Origin of the sequence: Burkholderia sp. 22PA0106, from assembly GCF_047497155.1 — a bacterium.
In the GTDB taxonomy this organism is placed as follows: Bacteria; Pseudomonadota; Gammaproteobacteria; order Burkholderiales; family Burkholderiaceae; genus Burkholderia.
In genome coordinates this window covers 1,121,210-1,136,551 of the sequence record NZ_CP163163.1, presented here as the reverse complement: position 1 = coordinate 1,136,551, position 15,342 = coordinate 1,121,210, and the positions used below count along the sequence as shown (strand labels likewise).

Below are 15,342 nucleotides of genomic sequence, written 5' to 3'. Positions count from 1 at the left end.
CGCACGGCGTGTCCGGTGAGGGTCGCGTCAGTTGCCGCCGGTTGCCGACAGCGGCATCGATTCGAAGGTGGTGCCCAGCCACTTGCGCTGCAGCGCGTACAGCGAGCCGTCCGCGCGCGTCTTGGCGAGGAAGCCGTTCAGGTAGCGCAGCAGCGTGGTGTTGCCCTTGGCCACGGCCCAGGCCGCGTAGGTCGGCGCGCCGACGGCGGTGCCCATGCGGAACCGGTCCGGGTGCTCGTGGATCAGGCTCGTCAGATTGACCACGCCGTTGATCACGTAGTCGAGACGGCCGTTCGACAGATCCTGGTACGCCTCCGGAAACGACGCGTACTGCACCACCTTGCCCAGTTGCCCGCCGTGCGCGGCCAGCGTCTTGCTCAGGTCGGCAAGCGCCGCGTACGAGCCGCCGCCGGCCTGCACCCCGACCACCTTGCCGGCCAGATCGGCCACCGACTTGATGCGCGTTTCACCGTTGCGCACCACGTAGTACTGCGTAGCATCGGCCACCGGCATCGTGAAATCGAGCGTCTTGGCCCGCTCCGGCGTGACCACCACCGAGGTCAGCGCCACGTCGTACTTGCCGGTCGTCACGCCCGGCAGCAACCCCGACCACGGGATGATGTTCTGCTCGATCCTGAAGCCCGCCGTCTTGCGCAACTGGTCGAGCAGCGCGTTGTCGAGCCCGACGGGCTTGCCGTCCTGGATGAATTCGAACGGACGGAAATCGTCCTCGGTCGCGACCGTCATCACGCCCTTGGCCTGGATCTGTTCCAGCGTCAGCGCAGCGGCCGCGTGCGTGCCGGCGGCGAACACCGCGCAGGCGGCAACGGCAGTGGCAAACCAGTTCTTCAGCAACATGGGAATCTCCTTGAATCAGCGGGTGGCGTCCGCGCGACGGCGGGCGATGAAGTCGATTTCGACGAGTGCGTCGTAGGCCAGGCCGGTCACGCCGACACAAGTGCGCGCGGGCAGGCGGCCGGGCTCGAAATAGCTTTGGTAGGTGGTGTTGAACTTGGCGTAGTCCTCGCTGAAACGCGTCAGGAAGGCGCGTGCGACCACCACGTCGGCGAAGTCGAGGCCGAGCCCGGCGAGCACGGTGCGCAGATTCGCCATGACGTTGGCCGTCTGGGCTTCGATGCCCTCGGGCAGCACGCCGGGCGCGCCGGGGCTGTCGGGCATCTGCCCCGTCACGAACACGAAGCCGTCGGCTTCCGTGGCGTGGCTGAACGGGGCCACCGGCGTGGGGCCGCCGGCGATCATGTGAAAGGCGATGGGGGACTGCGACATGGGACAGGCTCCAGGATGGTGATGCGCTTCCTTTTGCAAGCCCTGTGCCAGTTTGATTAACAGAACAAATTGTCCTATTTTTCTCCGTTATACTCGCGCAAATTGTCCCAATCACAGCATTGGTGCCGCCACAAACTGGTGCAATTCACGCATCGAATCGGGGATTTCCATGAGCAACCATGACAATGATCCATACAATCCGAATCGCCCTGCCGGCGGCGTCAAACCGCCCTGGCTGGTGGCGATCGACATCGCGCGCGGCCCGCGCTATCTGGCGATCGCGAACGGCGTGAAGGCGGCGCTGATCAACGGCACGCTGAAGGCCGGCGATCGCCTGCCGCCGCAGCGCGAGCTGGCGCAACTGCTGCAACTGAACCTCGGCACGGTCACGCGCGCGTTCGACGAATTGCGCGGCATGGGCCTGATCAAGGGCACGGTCGGGCGCGGTACTTATCTGACGCTGCCGGCCTCGATGGACAGCCCCGCCTCGCTGTGGGATCACTCGCAGCCGCAGGGTTTCATCGATCTCTCGCACAACTTTCCCGAGCACGCGCCGGGCATGGCGGGCGCGCATCCGCTGCTGCGCGCGCAACTGCGCGTGGACGACGCCGCGCGCCTGCTCGCCACCCAGGTGGATGCGGGCCACCTCACGCACCGCACCGCCGCGGCCCGCTGGCTCGACAGCCGCGGCGTGCCGGCCACGGCGGAGCAGCTGGTCGTGACCTGCGGCGCGCAGCATGGCCTGCTGCTCGCGCTCGGCGCGCTGACGCGGCCCGGCGACATCGTGCTGACCGAGGAACTGACCTACTACGGCCTGAAATCGGCCGCCGCGCTGACGGGGCGCTCGCTGGTGGGCGTGCGCATGGATGCCGAGGGCCTGCTGCCGGACGCGCTCGATACCGCCTGCCAGCGCTCGGGCGCGAAGGTGCTGTTCTGCTGCCCCACCCTGCACAACCCCACCACCGCCACCATGAGCGCCGCGCGCCGGCGCGAGATCGTCGAGGTGTGCCGGCGTCGCGACCTGCTGATCGTCGAGGACGACGTGTACGGCTGGATGCCCGACGAGGCGCTGCCCTCGCTGGCGCTGCTCGCGCCGGAGCGCACCCTCTACGTGACGGGGCTGTCGAAGCTGATCGGGCCGGGCTTGCGGATCGGCTTCGTGGCCGCGCCGCCGCCCTATGTGCATGCGCTCGGCGTGGCCTTGCGCGCGACCACCTTGATGGCCTCGCCGCTGAATGCGGCGATGGCTCGCGACGTGCTGGAATCGGGCGAGATGGCGCAGATCGTCGAGACGATCCGCGAGGAAACGCGCGCGCGGCAGGCGCTGGTCGCGGCGGCGCTGCCGGCGGCGGCGATCGTGACGCGCCCCGGCGCGTTCTATTTCGGACTGCGTACCGGCAGCCATCGCACCGGGCAGGATTTCGCCCGCGCCGCCGAGGCGGCCGGGATCGGCGTGACGCCCTACGATCTGTTCGAGGCCACGCCGCTCACGGGCAGCACGCTGGTGCGCGTGTGCCACAACGCGGCCCCCGATCGCGACAGCCTGCGCCGGGCGCTGGCCGGGCTGGCGCAATTGCTCGGGCAGCCGGCTGCGGCGACGCCGTTCCGGCGTGGGGCGTGAGGCGGATGGCCTGAGCCGGAACGCGGCGGCCCGAGGTGCTCGGCCAAATTGCTCGGGCGGCCGGCCGCCGCGATGCCGTTCCGGCGCGGGGAGTGAGTGGGATGCAGCGAGCCGGAACACGGCGGCCCGAGGTGCCAGGCCAAGCGGAAGCGATCAACCGCCGCTGGCGACCACCTCCGACGTCGCCCACCCCAACGCCCGATACACGCCCAAGCAGGGTTGCCATGACGTTCTCCGCGACGCATGGCAACGCAGCGCGGCAATAATCCGACGAATCGCGAGCGAACAGCGCCCGATTCAACCAACCACGGATGATGAATACCGCCAAAATCCGACAGATTTCGTCGCATCCGGACGGTTTCCGTCTGCGCGATTAAAGAACCGGCCCAGGCTGCCGACAAGTACGTCAAATCCCGCCCTGCTCTCTGTCCAGCCCCGATGCCGATGACCCTTTCCAACTCCGTGGGCCTCAAGATCGGCCTCTCCTTCGGCGCGGCGCTCGCGCTCAGTATCGCCGCCCTGACGGCCGTCAGCGTGATCAACGTCCGGACCGAAGCGGCCCGCAACTTCGAGCAGTCGAGCCAGTCGCGCATCGCCCAGGCCGACGAATCGCTCGACGGCACCTTCAAGGGCGTCGAGCAGAACCTCGGCTATCTGGTCGGCACGGCGCAGTTGCTTGCCGCCGACGCTTCGATCACCAACTACCTGGCCGGTGGCGGCATGATGACGCCCGACAAGAACGGCGGGGTCGAGCAGACCATCTTTGCGTTGCTCAAGCAGTTCGGCGACGCGCATCCCGACCTGCGCTACCTCGACATCGGCACGCAAACGGGCGGCTACGTCCAGTGGCCGATCGAGAGCATGAACGGCAACCACTACGACCCGCGCGAGCGGCCCTGGTACAAGCTGGCGATGACGGACCCCGATCACGTGGTACGCCCCGCCCCGTACCTCAGCGCGGCCGGTTCCGGCGGCGCGATCATTCCGTTCGCCAAGGTGGTCAAGGGCGCGAACGGCGCGATCATCGGCGTGCTGGAAGGCGACCTGTCGCTGACCGGTTTCGCCAGCCTGACCAGCGGCATCCGTTTCGGCGACACCGGCTACCTGCTGGTGGCGGACAACAACGGCAAGGTGCTGATCGATCCGCGCGACAAGACGCACGAATTCAAGGATCTCGCCGGCCTCGGCGACGGCTACCAGCAACTCGCCTCGGCCACCGACGGCCGCAGCGCGGTGCGGTTCGGCTCCACTGTTTACGAGGCTTACGCCTACACCTCGCCGAAGAACGGCTGGCGCTACTACGCACTCGAACCGCGCAGCGAAATGATGGCGGGCGCGAACCGGCTGGCCGCGATCCTGTTCCTGACCGGCTTGCTGGTGCTCGGCGCGGCCCTGCTGTTCACGGTGATCCTGAGCCGCCGCATCACGGTGCCGCTGCGCGCGCTGGCCGGCTCGATGCACGAGATCGCCGAGGGCGACGGCGATCTCACCACGCGCCTGCCGGTGGCCGGCAAGGACGAAGTCGCGCAGTTGGCCCAACGCTTCAATGCCTTTGTCGAAAAGCTGCATGGCGTGCTGATCAAGGTGGCGTCGAGCAGCACGCAATTTCAGACCGCCGCGCGCGAAGTGTCGGCCGGCAATATCGACCTGTCGGCGCGCACCGAGCAGCAGGCCGCCTCGATACAGCAAACGGCCGCCAGCATGGAACAGTTGGCCGGCACCGTGCGCGAGGCGGCCGATCGCGCCAAGCATGCGAACACCATCGCCACCGACGCGGTCAGCGTAGCGCGGCGTGGCGACGAGGCCGTGACCGACGCGGCGAAAACCATGGAAGCGGCCGTCAGCGAATCGGAGCGCATCATCGGTATCGTCGGGATCATCGAATCGATCGCATTCCAGACCAATATCCTCGCGCTCAACGCGGCCGTGGAATCGGCGCGCGCGGGCGAAAGCGGCCGCGGCTTCGCCGTGGTGGCCACCGAGGTGCGCAACCTCGCGCAGCGCTCGACGGCCTCGGCCAAGGAAATCAAGGGCCTGCTGGAAGCGTCGGTGGGCAACGTGCGCACGGGCGCCTCGCAAATCGCCGTGGCCGGCAAGACGATCACCGAACTGAACAGCGCAGTGCGCAGCGTGGCCGCCATCACCACCGATATCGCGGCGGCCGCGCACGAGCAGACGCGCGCGATCGACGAAATCAACACCGCCGTTTCCACCATGGATCAATCGACCCAGCAGAACGCGGCGCTCGTCGAGGAAATCGCGGCGGCCTCGGAATCGCTGAACGCGCAGGGGCAGCAGCTTCACGAGACGGTCAGCCTGTTCCGCCTGGAGCGTTAAGCGCTGCGCCGCAACCCCGGCCCACCCGGGCCGGGGACGCTACGCTTCCTGAGCGCAACACACGCGGTTCCGGCCTTCGCGCTTGGCGCGATACAGCGCCGAGTCCGCCGATTGCGTCAGTTCATCGATCGATGCCGGGCGGCCGCGATGCCCGGTCGCGTAACCCATGCTGACCGTGAATGGCGGCGTCGACTCGACGAAATCGGCAAGCCGGTTGCGCTCCACTTCCGCACGGATCGCCTCGGCCACGGTTGCGGCGCCGCTTTCATCGGTGTTCGGCAACACCGCGACGAATTCCTCGCCGCCGTAACGCGCGACGATATCGGCACGCCGCTGCGTGTGGGCACGAATGCATTCGGCCAGGAAGCGCAGCGCCGTATCGCCCTGCGCATGCCCGAATCGGTCGTTGTACTGCTTGAAGTGATCGACGTCGATGAACAGCACGGACAGGCTGCCGCCGTCGCCACCGTTGTTGCGCTGCAAGCGCTCCCATTCGTTGGCCAGCGCAATGTCGAGCGCGCGGCGGTTTTGCAGGCCCGTGAGCGGATCGGTGCGGCTGAGATCGGTCAGCAGCCGCTGCTTGCGCAGGTTGTTTTTCAACGCGAACGCGAGCAGCCACACCACGGCGCAGAACAGCGTGCAGATCAGCGAGGCCGACACGCCGACCGACCATGACATGCGCATGAAGCCGGCGAGAACGCTGCGTTCCGCAGGGGCGACGACGGCAATCAGCGGCGTACCGGGCACGTGCTGATACGTATAGAGCCGCCGGGTGCCGTCGATACGTGAGTAGTCCGTATAGAACCCCGAATCCTGCTTGAGCATGCGGTCGAATGTTTTCGACGCGCTCAGGCGAACCATCTGGTGTCCGCCCAGCGGCGGATTTCTGGCCAGGATGGTGCCGTCCGCGCGCACGATCGCGCTGATGCCGTTCTTCCCGACGTTCAGCCGGGCCAGCAACTGATCGAAATACGCGATATCGATGGCCACCACCGCGATGCCGTTGAACGTGTGGTCCGGCAGCTCGATGCGGCGCGACAACGCGATCGACGCCATGCCGTTGCGCACGCGGGCACGATACGGTTCGGAGACGTAAAGGCCGACGTTCGCGGCGTCGCGATGCACCGTGAAATAGTCCCGGTCGCTGAAATCCCATTGGTGCGTCGAGCTGCAGCAACCGTCGATCACGTGGCCGTTCCGGTCGGTCACGCCGATGCCGGTCACGTATTGGGCGGGCCCGCGCTGAAACAGCAGATCGTGCCGCAGCCTGGCATCCATGCGCTGGATCTCGGGCCTGCCGAGATCGGATGCCAGCACCACCAAGGCGTTGTTGGAGGTTTCGACGGTCCGGCCGATCTCGCTGGCCAGCACGGCGGCGACGTTGAGCGAGCTTTCGTGCGCATGCTCGACGACCCCGGTTCTCATTGCCCAGAGCGTCATGGCGTTCAGGCTCAGCGCGGCGAGCGACATCAGCGTGCCCAGCGCACCGACGACGAGATGGTTTCGTCCCGCCCAGTCGGCAATTTTCTCGATGGGTGTGGAGGCTGGCATGCTCACGCTCGTAAGGACAATCCGATGCAATGCACTACGCAAAGCGGCGGGAAATCCTTGTTAACGGCAAGCGGGCCGGGAAATCGAGGTCGGCGGACGATGCGAATCGGCAGCGCCTGCGCGCAAACGGTTGCGGTCAGGGCGGCAGGGATATGTTTCGTATGACTTATCGCGTGTCGGAACGCCGAGGTTCGGCAACCGCCCGCAACGAAATCCGCATCATGTCGCGAGCGAGTTCGGGCGGTCGGGATCGTCATGAACGCCGCATGCCTGCCTCAAGGACGTGCCGAACACCATCCACAGCGTGAGCGAACCCATCGACACCGCGCCCAGCGCGAGGAATGCCGTGGCGTAGCCGAAGTGCTGCGCGAGCACGCCCCCGAGCGCGGGGCTCAGGGCCGCGCCGGCACCCTGCACGGTCATCACCACGCCCTGCCCGACGTTGACGCGCCCGGTGCCCTGCAGCAGCCGCACGATGAGCGCCGGCACCGCGACGCCTTGCAGCCCCGCGCCGATGCCATCGAGCACTTGCACGGGCCACACGCCCCAGGCGGAAATGAACAGCGCCGCCGCCAGCCCGCGCAGCGGCAGCGCCAGCAACGTGATCAGAATCACGCGCCAGTATCCGATGCGCCGGATCAGCCGGTTCGCCACGCAGGCGGCCAACACCATCACGAGTTGCGCCACCACGATCGTCTGCGCGGTGAACGCGCTCGGGTCGCCCTGGTGAGCGGCCACCACCGCAAGGCCATAGAGCGGCAGCATCGCGGCATTGCCGAGGTGGAACATCGCCAGCGCGGCGGACAGCAGCAACAGCGGGCGGCATGTCAGGAGCACCCGAAAGCCGCTCGCCGGCTCGTGCGCCTGCGTGGTCGAACCCGCGCTCAAGCCTCGGGCGCGTTCGTGATCGATGCAATCGCGCGGGATCAGCAAAGTGGCGATCATCGCCATCACGCCGAACACGCCCGTGAGCGCGAACACCGCGCCGAAACCGTAACGCCAGCCCAGCCACCCCGACAGCGCCGCACCGACCACGTTGCCCGCGTGATTGGCCACCTGGTTGCGCCCGAACTGCCGATCGAAACCGCGCGCCTGCACGATGCCGAGCGTCATCCCCGCCACGGCAGGCCCGAGTACGGCGCCCGTCACCGCCGTGAGGATTTGCGATGCCGCGACCATCCAGTACGCGTGGGCCGCCCACAGCACCAGCGAGGCGAGGGTCGTCATCACCGCCGCCGCCACGATGACGCCGCGCTTGTGACGGGTGGCGTCGACCAGCGCACCGGCCGGCGAGGTGGCGAGCATGCCCGCGATGCCGCCGAGCGTCATCACCATGCCGATCGCGTCGGCGTGCCAGCCACGCGCCTGCAGAAAGACGCCGAGAAACGGGCCGATGCCGGCCTGGACATCGGCCATGAAGAAGTTGAGCCCTTCCAGCGCGTAAAGCGGATTCATCGCTCGCTCCTCTCATGGTCGTTCCCATGCGGGTGACCGGCATCGACCCACACAAGGCCGGCGCACGATGCATGCCGATCCGCAACGAACCCGGCTCGACATGCACGTGCCCGCTATGCGTCGAGCGCCGACGCGACGGTGTCCTCATCGACCAGTTCGGCGATTTCGTCGACCTCGACGGTTCGCCCGTGCCGGTTGGTCACGCCCTGCCCCCACGCCTGGACGTGCGCGCCCGGCGCAAGGTACGACGCCAGTTCGGCAGCGGCGTGCGGCGGCATGCGCAGCGACGTGCCGTCGCTCAACAGCGCACCGCGCAACTCGCCTTTCGGGCCGTAGAGCGACAACAGCACTTCGCCGCTCGCCTCCATCGGGCTGCGCCCGGCTTCCGGGCACGGCGGCTTCTCGCCGTCGTGATGCGGGCCTTCGTCCAGGATCAGCTTGCCGGCCGTCGTCGTGATCGAAACGGCGGCGAGCAAGGGGGCGCCGCGTGCCTTCACGCCACGCACGCGCACCTCGTCGCCCACGGCAATCGAGCGTGCAACCTGCCGCGACAAGTGCGGCGGGAAATGGACCTGCTGCGGCGGGACCTGCTGCGGCGAACGCGCGCCCAACACCAGGCCATCCAGTTCGCCATGGGCGTTCAGAAGAAAACGGGTGACCTTGCCGCGAACTTCGGGAAGGCTCTCGGGATCGATCCAATGCATGTCGTGACTCCTTGTTCGACGGTGAGGGAAACCGGAATGCGGTTCGTGAGGGGGTATCGCACCTCGCTCAAGGCGCGGGCGGCGCGCGATCGTAGAGCATCGTCAGCTCGCCGGGCGCGCCGAATGCGGTGGCCTGCAGCGCCGTGCCGTATCGGGTGCGCGTGCCGTACCCTTGCGCCGATACCGTCGCGCCGGTTTGCACGAGCGCGGGAAATTGCTGGGCGATGGGCGGCGTCATGCGAATCACGGTGCCGTCGGCCAGGATCACGCCGTCCGGCTCGCCACGCGGCGTGGTCGTGACGTGCGCCACCTGGCCTTGCGCATCGAGACGCGACAGCGCCGCGCCGTGCAGATCGGGCGGTGGCGGCGGGTTGCCCGGCAACGGCGGCTGATCCACCAGTTGCCGACCGCTGCGCAGGTCGGTGATGCGCTGCGCCGTGAGCGCGCCGCCCGCATCGCGCGATCCGCCGATCCGCACGTCGTCGCCCGGGCGCACCATCGAGACAAGCTGCTCACCCAGGTGCGGCGGGAAACGGACCAGCGTGCCGTCACGTGTCAACAGGCTGTCGACCTCGCCATCCGGGTTGATCAGAAAGCGCGCCACGACGCCTTGCGCGGTCGCGGGCGCATCGCTGGCGCCGGGCCGCCCGGGGGCGCGCACCGGCGGCGCAGGCACGGGCGCCGCTGCCGTGGGGGCGCCGAGCGCGGGGACAGGCGCAGGCGGTGCCGCCGTGGCGGCATCGAGCGCAGGGGCCGGCGGCGGCGCGCCGGTCGCGGCTGGGGGCGGCGGCGCGACGGGCCGCCCGGTGTCGGCCTGGGCCGCCGAGGCGGGGTTCGCCACGACGAGCGCGGCGAGGCTCGCGGCGCTCAGGATGCGGGTGGCAAGGCGGCTGCATGAGGGCTTCGGATTCGCTGGCATGATCCACTCCTTGAAGACATGGCGCTTCTTTTGCAAGCTCCATGCCATGCCGGGAAGTCCCATGCGGACAGGCGCCCACGCGCCGATGCGGGATGGCGATGTCGGGAAACCGGACAGCCGCTGTCCGGTTTCCCGACACATTCATACCGTCAGGCGTCGGACAGGCCGAGATTCGCGAGGCGTGTGTAGAGCGACTGGCGACTGATGCCGAGCCGGCGCGCGGCTTCGGCCCGATTGCCATCGGCCAGCGCGAGCGCGCGGGCGATCAGCGCACGCTCGAGCGTCGCGAGCGCATCGGTCAGCGGCAGGTCGATCAGGGCCGGGGGGATCGCAGTGGCGTCGCTCGCGGCCGAATCGAACAGGAATGCGAAATCATCCCGGGTCAGCACGCTCGCCGGCGCCAGCGCGTGGGCACGCTCGATCGCGTTGGCCAGCTCGCGCACGTTGCCGGGCCAGCCAAAGCCCACGAGCAGGCGCTGGGCGTCCGCGGAAAGATGCTTGCGCGCGGCCTCGGGGCCGCCGGCGACAGCCGTGAGGAAGTGCTCCGCCAGCGGAAGGATGTCGGCCACGCGTTCGCGCAACGGCGGCATATGCAGCGGGATCACGCTCAACCGATACGACAGATCCTGCCGGAACGTGCCGGCCGCGACCATCGCCGCCAAGTCGCGATGCGTGGCGGCCACCACCCGCACATCGACCGTCAACGGCCGGTTGCTTCCCAACGGCACGACCTGCCGCTCCTGCAACACGCGCAGCAGCTTCGCCTGCATCGCGAGCGGCATGTCGCCGATTTCATCGAGAAAGAGCGTGCCGCCGTGCGCCGCCTCGAAGCAGCCGCGCCGGTCCGCATGGGCGCCGGTGAACGCGCCCTTGGCATGACCGAACAGCTCGCTCTCGAGCAGATCCGGCGGGATCGCGGCGCAATTCACCGCGATGAACGGGCCATCCGAACGGGCCGACGCGCGATGCAGCACGCTCGCCGCGACCTCCTTGCCGGTGCCCGTCTCGCCGGTAATCAGAACGGTAGATTGCGTGCCGGCCGCACGGCCGAGCTGTTTCTGGATGTCGCGCATGGCCTCGCTGATGCCGAGCAATTGCGGATCGCGAGACGGCGTGTCGTCCGCGAACCGGGGGATTGCCTGCAAGGCGGACGCATCGACACGGGTCGCGACGATGCGTGCGAGCAGCGCGGCGATCTCGTCGCGGCCGACCGGCTTGGTCAGATGCTCGAACGCGCCCAGCCGCATCGCGCCGATGGTGTTGTCGCTGGTGGCGTACGCCGTCAGCATCACGACCGGCACCGCCTGCAACTCGGGCATGTCCCGCAGCGTCTTGAGCACGGCAAGACCGTCCGCGCCCGGCAGCCGGAAGTCGAGAAAGATGCACACGGGTGTCGCTGCCTCACGCAGCCGCGCGATCGCGTCTTCGCCGGAGCGCGCCTCGATCGCGCGGTAGCCGAGGTCCTGGATGGTCTCGGCCAGGCCGTCGCGGAACGCATCGTCGTCGTCGATAATCAGGATGGTCGCCATGGCACCTCGATGACAAAACAGGTCGATTCGGCCGGGGCCGCCAGCCACGCGCCGCCGCCGTGCGCCGATGCGATCTCGCGCACGACGGCCAGGCCCAGCCCCGATCCGTCGGGGCGCCCCGTGACGAACGGCTCGAAGATCCGCTCGCGATCGCCGTCGCTCACGCCCGCGCCTTCATCCACCACTTCGAGCCGCAGGCGCGCTTCACCCTCGCGCGTGACGGCGCACGCATTGACCCTGACGTGGCTGCCCGACGGCGCATGCCGCAGCGCGTTGACGATCAGATTGTCGAGTGCGCGCGCCAGTTGCGCGGCATCGAAGACAGGATGCGTGGCGCCGGCGCCGGCGGCGACTTCCATCTGCAACGTCACCTGCCGGCTTTCCGCCCGCGCTTCGTGCGCATGAAGCAGCGCCGCGAGCCACGCGTGCAGGTCGACCTCCCGTGCGCGGACGGTAATCGGCTGGGTCAGCGCAAGCAGGCTCGTGAGTTGAGATTCGACGCGCCCGATTTGCTCGATGATGATCTTCAACGCGGCTTCACGCCGGGCGGCGTCGCCCGCCAGCGCGTTCTCCGCCTTCAGGCGCATCGCGCCGACCGGGTTGCGGATTTCATGCGCGATCTGCGCGGCCATCTTGCCCAGCGCGCCGAAACGCTCGGCCTGCCCGAGCTTCGCACTCAGCGCGTTGGCCTCGCGTTGCAGGCGATCCGCGCGTTCGACATAGCGGTTGAGCGCATCGACGATGTGATCGAGATCCGGTTCGCCAAGCCGCTCGATGCGCGTGCCGCGTTCGAGGCCGCCGTCCGGCGCCAACGCCTGTTCGAGCCGCGTGAGCTTGCGCTTCCAGCGCCTGAGCGCCATCGCCAGCAACACCGCGAGCGCCACGATGACGGCCAGCATCGTCGCCAGGATGGCCGCCGCGCGCTCCCCGTATGGCCCGAGCGGCGGCCGTGCCCGCGTCAGCATCCAGGCGAGCAACCCGGCATGACGCGGCACCGGGCAAGCGACCGCGACCACCGCATCGCCGCCGCCTTCCACCACGTCGGCGCGCATCTGACCGAGGCGCGCGACGTTCGACAGCGTGCGAAGAATCAGTGGGGTTTCGGCCTCGGGCACGTCGCGTTTGAGGCCACTGCCCTCGTAGGTCGGAAACGCGTAGGCGAGAAAGCCGGCCGGCGCGCCGGGGGCCGACGCCGAGGACCAGAAGCCGCCCTCGATGCCCTCCGTGCGGATCAGAACGAGGTCGAGCACGGCGTGCATCAGATCGACATCGGTTTCACCGGGCCGCTGCATCGACAGGTCGTAGCGCGACGCAACCGCGGCGCAGGCCGTCACGGCCTGCTGCCGGGCCTGGGCGACGCGCTCCCCCAGCGCCGACGAGAGCATCAGCCACACGACCGCCGTGAGCAGAATGCAAAGGCCGGCGACCAGAATCCAGAACGCGTAGAGCTGAGTGGAGAACGACGGTCTCGGCATGAAGGGCCTGCGAGAAATCGGGGAGAAAATTTCCGAGCAAAACTCACGCCTGCATGCGGCGGGCGAGAAATGGTACACCAGGCACCTGTCGTTTTTCGTCGCGCATCGACACATGAAGATAAATAATCGATCTATGAAATCAAATCACTTTTTCTCATCGATTACTCCACGATAGAATGCGCTTCAGCATTAATTACATAAATTCGATTCATTTAAATTCAAAACATATCAAACCGCATATCAAGAACCAGGATTTGAATCGCGATGAACCACGACTTCACATTCTTCATCAAAAGCATTCGCTTCGATGAAAACTACCATCCCGCCGAAAACACCCGCATCACCACCAACTTCGCCAATCTGGCCAGGGGCGACGCGCGTCAGGAGAATTTGCGCAACACCTTGAGCATGATCGACCGGCGCTTCAATGCGCTGGCGCACTGGGACAACCCGCGCGGCGATCGCTATGGCGTCGAGCTGGACATCATTTCGGTCGAGATGAATATCGACTCGGGCGAGAATGGCGAGAATGGCGGCGCATTCCCGATGATCGAAGTATTGAAAACGAATATCGTCGATCGAAAAACGGGCGAACGCATCGAAGGCATCGTGGGGAACAATTTTTCCTCCTACGTGCGAGATTACGATTTCAGCGTGCGCCTGCTCGAACACAACAAAAATCAAGCCGAATTCGGCATTCCACACGATTTCGGCGACCTGCACGGCAAGCTGTTCAAACGCTTCGTGAATTCCGACGCGTACCGAGCACACTTCAGCAAGCCGCCCGTGATCTGCCTGAGCGTGTCGAGCAACAGCACCTATCATCGGACGGCAAATCGGCACCCGGTGCTGGGCATCGAATACCAGCAAGGCAAGCTTTCGCTGACCGAGCAGTACTTCGAAAAAATGGGGCTGCAGGCTCGCCATTTCATGGCGCCCAACAGCGCCGCGCCGCTGACGTTCTATTTTCTCGGCGATCTGCTCAACGATTACACCAATCTCGAGCTGATCAGCACCATCAGCACGATGGAAACATTCCAGAAGATTTACCGGCCCGAAATCTACAACGCCAATTCCGCGGCCGGAAACCAGTATCAGCCGAGCTTGCAGCACCCGGATCATTCCCTGACCCGGATCGTGTACGACCGCGAAGAACGCAGCCGCCTGGCGGTCGAGCAGGGCAAGTTTGCCGAGGCGCACTTCATCAAGCCCTACCAGGCCATGCTCGAGCAATGGTCCGCCGATTACGCGCTTTGATTCATTAATCAACACACCAGGTCATTCATCATGAAAACGTTGTTGCCCACCTCGACTGCCGGCAGCCTGCCGAAACCCTCCTGGCTGGCGGAACCGGAAAAACTCTGGTCGCCGTGGAAGCTGCAGGACGAGGCCTTGGTCGAAGGCAAGCAGGACGCCCTGCGCGTGTCCTTGAACGATCAGCAGCAGGCAGGCATCGATATCGTCAGCGATGGCGAGCAAACGCGCCAACACTTCGTCACGACGTTCATCGAGCATCTCGAAGGCGTCGATTTCGAGAAGCGCGAGGTGGTCAGGATTCGCAATCGCTACGATGCGAGCGTGCCGACCGTGGTGGGCGCCGTGGCCCGCAAGAAGCCGGTTTTCGTCGACGATGCCAAGTTCCTGCGCCGGCAAACCCAACAGCCGATCAAATGGGCGCTGCCCGGCCCGATGACCATGATCGATACGCTCTACGACAGCCATTACAAAAGCCGCGAAAAGCTGGCCTGGGAGTTCGCCAAGATCCTCAATCAGGAAGCCAGGGAGCTGGAAGCGGCCGGCGTCGATATCATCCAGTTCGACGAGCCCGCGTTCAACGTGTTCTTCGACGAGGTGAACGACTGGGGCATTGCCGCCCTGGAAACGGCCATCGAAGGGCTCAAATGCGAAACCGCCGTGCATATCTGCTACGGCTACGGCATCAAGGCCAATACCGACTGGAAAAAGACGCTGGGCTCGGAGTGGCGGCAATACGAGGAAATCTTCCCGAAGCTGCAGGCCTCGAATCTCGATCTGGTTTCCCTGGAATGTCACAACTCGCGCGTGCCGATGGATCTGATCGAACTGATCCGAGGCAAGAAAGTGATGGTGGGGGCGATCGACGTGGCATCGAACACCATCGAAACGCCGGAGGAAGTCGCCGATACCTTGCGCAAGGCGCTTCAGTTCGTCGATGCCGACAAGCTCTATCCGTGCACCAACTGCGGCATGGCGCCCCTGTCTCGCCACGTGGCGACCGGCAAGCTGAATGCCCTGAGCGCAGGCGCGGAAATCGTCCGGGCGGAACTCTCGGCCTGATATCGGCCTGATATCGGCCTGATATCGGCCTGATATCGGCCTGATATCGGCCTGATATCGGCTTGCAACCGGAGCAAGGCGCGGCCTCGACCGCCGCCCTGCTCCGGTTCGTCCTTGCCGCAATACCGCATGCCGCTATTGTCGATCC

Annotated in this window: 12 protein-coding genes; 4 read left to right on the top strand and 8 right to left on the bottom strand. The window is 66.6% G+C overall.

Annotated features, from left to right (window positions below):
- Positions 1 to 27: 27 nt before the first annotated feature.
- Both AB4850_RS20010 and AB4850_RS20005 read right to left on the bottom strand, forming a co-directional pair.
- Complete coding sequence (locus AB4850_RS20010; RefSeq protein ID WP_414444732.1) at positions 28 to 858, bottom strand: transporter substrate-binding domain-containing protein; 831 nt, start codon at positions 856 to 858, stop codon at positions 28 to 30.
- 15 nt (positions 859 to 873) lie between these two features.
- On the bottom strand, positions 874 to 1,287 hold the full coding sequence (locus AB4850_RS20005; protein ID WP_414444731.1) for a RidA family protein: 414 nt from the start codon (positions 1,285 to 1,287) through the stop codon (positions 874 to 876).
- A gap of 169 nt (positions 1,288 to 1,456) precedes the next feature.
- On the opposite strand from AB4850_RS20005, the gene AB4850_RS20000 reads away from it, so the two are divergent.
- Complete coding sequence (locus tag AB4850_RS20000; protein WP_414444730.1) at positions 1,457 to 2,908, top strand: PLP-dependent aminotransferase family protein; 1,452 nt, start codon at positions 1,457 to 1,459, stop codon at positions 2,906 to 2,908.
- 444 nt (positions 2,909 to 3,352) lie between these two features.
- On the top strand, positions 3,353 to 5,245 hold the full coding sequence (locus tag AB4850_RS19995) for a methyl-accepting chemotaxis protein (RefSeq protein WP_414444729.1): 1,893 nt from the start codon (positions 3,353 to 3,355) through the stop codon (positions 5,243 to 5,245).
- Between the two features lie 39 nt (positions 5,246 to 5,284).
- On the opposite strand, the gene AB4850_RS19990 is transcribed toward AB4850_RS19995, so the two are convergent.
- The 6 genes from AB4850_RS19990 to AB4850_RS19965 form a co-directional block, all read right to left on the bottom strand.
- A complete protein-coding gene (locus AB4850_RS19990; protein WP_414444728.1) occupies positions 5,285 to 6,796 on the bottom strand; it encodes a diguanylate cyclase in 1,512 nt (503 codons plus the stop codon).
- Positions 6,797 to 7,015: 219 nt separating this feature from the next.
- Positions 7,016 to 8,251 (bottom strand): MFS transporter, encoded by a 1,236-nt coding sequence (locus AB4850_RS19985; RefSeq protein ID WP_414444727.1) that lies wholly within the window; start codon positions 8,249 to 8,251, stop codon positions 7,016 to 7,018.
- Positions 8,252 to 8,364: 113 nt separating this feature from the next.
- Positions 8,365 to 8,955: a hypothetical protein gene (locus tag AB4850_RS19980; RefSeq protein WP_414444726.1), complete on the bottom strand. Its 591-nt coding sequence runs from the start codon at positions 8,953 to 8,955 to the stop codon at positions 8,365 to 8,367.
- 67 nt (positions 8,956 to 9,022) lie between these two features.
- Positions 9,023 to 9,874, bottom strand: a complete 852-nt coding sequence (locus AB4850_RS19975; protein ID WP_414444725.1) for a hypothetical protein — start codon at positions 9,872 to 9,874, stop codon at positions 9,023 to 9,025.
- 149 nt (positions 9,875 to 10,023) lie between these two features.
- Complete coding sequence (locus tag AB4850_RS19970; RefSeq protein ID WP_414444724.1) at positions 10,024 to 11,403, bottom strand: sigma-54-dependent transcriptional regulator; 1,380 nt, start codon at positions 11,401 to 11,403, stop codon at positions 10,024 to 10,026.
- Positions 11,388 to 12,878, bottom strand: a complete 1,491-nt coding sequence (locus AB4850_RS19965) for a sensor histidine kinase (RefSeq protein ID WP_414444723.1) — start codon at positions 12,876 to 12,878, stop codon at positions 11,388 to 11,390. The genes AB4850_RS19970 and AB4850_RS19965 overlap by 16 nt, the downstream gene beginning before the upstream one ends.
- A 264-nt stretch (positions 12,879 to 13,142) precedes the next feature.
- On the opposite strand from AB4850_RS19965, the gene AB4850_RS19960 reads away from it, so the two are divergent.
- Entirely contained in the window at positions 13,143 to 14,135 is a 993-nt protein-coding gene (locus AB4850_RS19960; RefSeq protein WP_414444722.1) for a DUF1852 domain-containing protein, read from the top strand.
- A gap of 30 nt (positions 14,136 to 14,165) precedes the next feature.
- Positions 14,166 to 15,194, top strand: coding sequence for a methionine synthase (locus tag AB4850_RS19955; protein ID WP_414444721.1), 1,029 nt, complete (start codon positions 14,166 to 14,168; stop codon positions 15,192 to 15,194).
- The last annotated feature ends 148 nt before the right edge of the window (positions 15,195 to 15,342 follow it).

Bases quoted from the DNA above. Each gene is read 5' to 3' on its own strand.
- AB4850_RS20010 (WP_414444732.1), bottom strand. From the start codon at position 858: ATGTTGCTGAAGAACTGGTTTGCCACTGCCGTTGCCGCCTGCGCGGTG.
- AB4850_RS20005 (WP_414444731.1), bottom strand. From the start codon at position 1,287: ATGTCGCAGTCCCCCATCGCCTTTCACATGATCGCCGGCGGCCCCACG.
- AB4850_RS20000 (WP_414444730.1), top strand. From the start codon at position 1,457: ATGAGCAACCATGACAATGATCCATACAATCCGAATCGCCCTGCCGGC.
- AB4850_RS19995 (WP_414444729.1), top strand. From the start codon at position 3,353: ATGACCCTTTCCAACTCCGTGGGCCTCAAGATCGGCCTCTCCTTCGGC.
- AB4850_RS19990 (WP_414444728.1), bottom strand. From the start codon at position 6,796: ATGCCAGCCTCCACACCCATCGAGAAAATTGCCGACTGGGCGGGACGA.
- AB4850_RS19985 (WP_414444727.1), bottom strand. From the start codon at position 8,251: ATGAATCCGCTTTACGCGCTGGAAGGGCTCAACTTCTTCATGGCCGAT.
- AB4850_RS19980 (WP_414444726.1), bottom strand. From the start codon at position 8,955: ATGCATTGGATCGATCCCGAGAGCCTTCCCGAAGTTCGCGGCAAGGTC.
- AB4850_RS19975 (WP_414444725.1), bottom strand. From the start codon at position 9,874: ATGCCAGCGAATCCGAAGCCCTCATGCAGCCGCCTTGCCACCCGCATC.
- AB4850_RS19970 (WP_414444724.1), bottom strand. From the start codon at position 11,403: ATGGCGACCATCCTGATTATCGACGACGACGATGCGTTCCGCGACGGC.
- AB4850_RS19965 (WP_414444723.1), bottom strand. From the start codon at position 12,878: ATGCCGAGACCGTCGTTCTCCACTCAGCTCTACGCGTTCTGGATTCTG.
- AB4850_RS19960 (WP_414444722.1), top strand. From the start codon at position 13,143: ATGAACCACGACTTCACATTCTTCATCAAAAGCATTCGCTTCGATGAA.
- AB4850_RS19955 (WP_414444721.1), top strand. From the start codon at position 14,166: ATGAAAACGTTGTTGCCCACCTCGACTGCCGGCAGCCTGCCGAAACCC.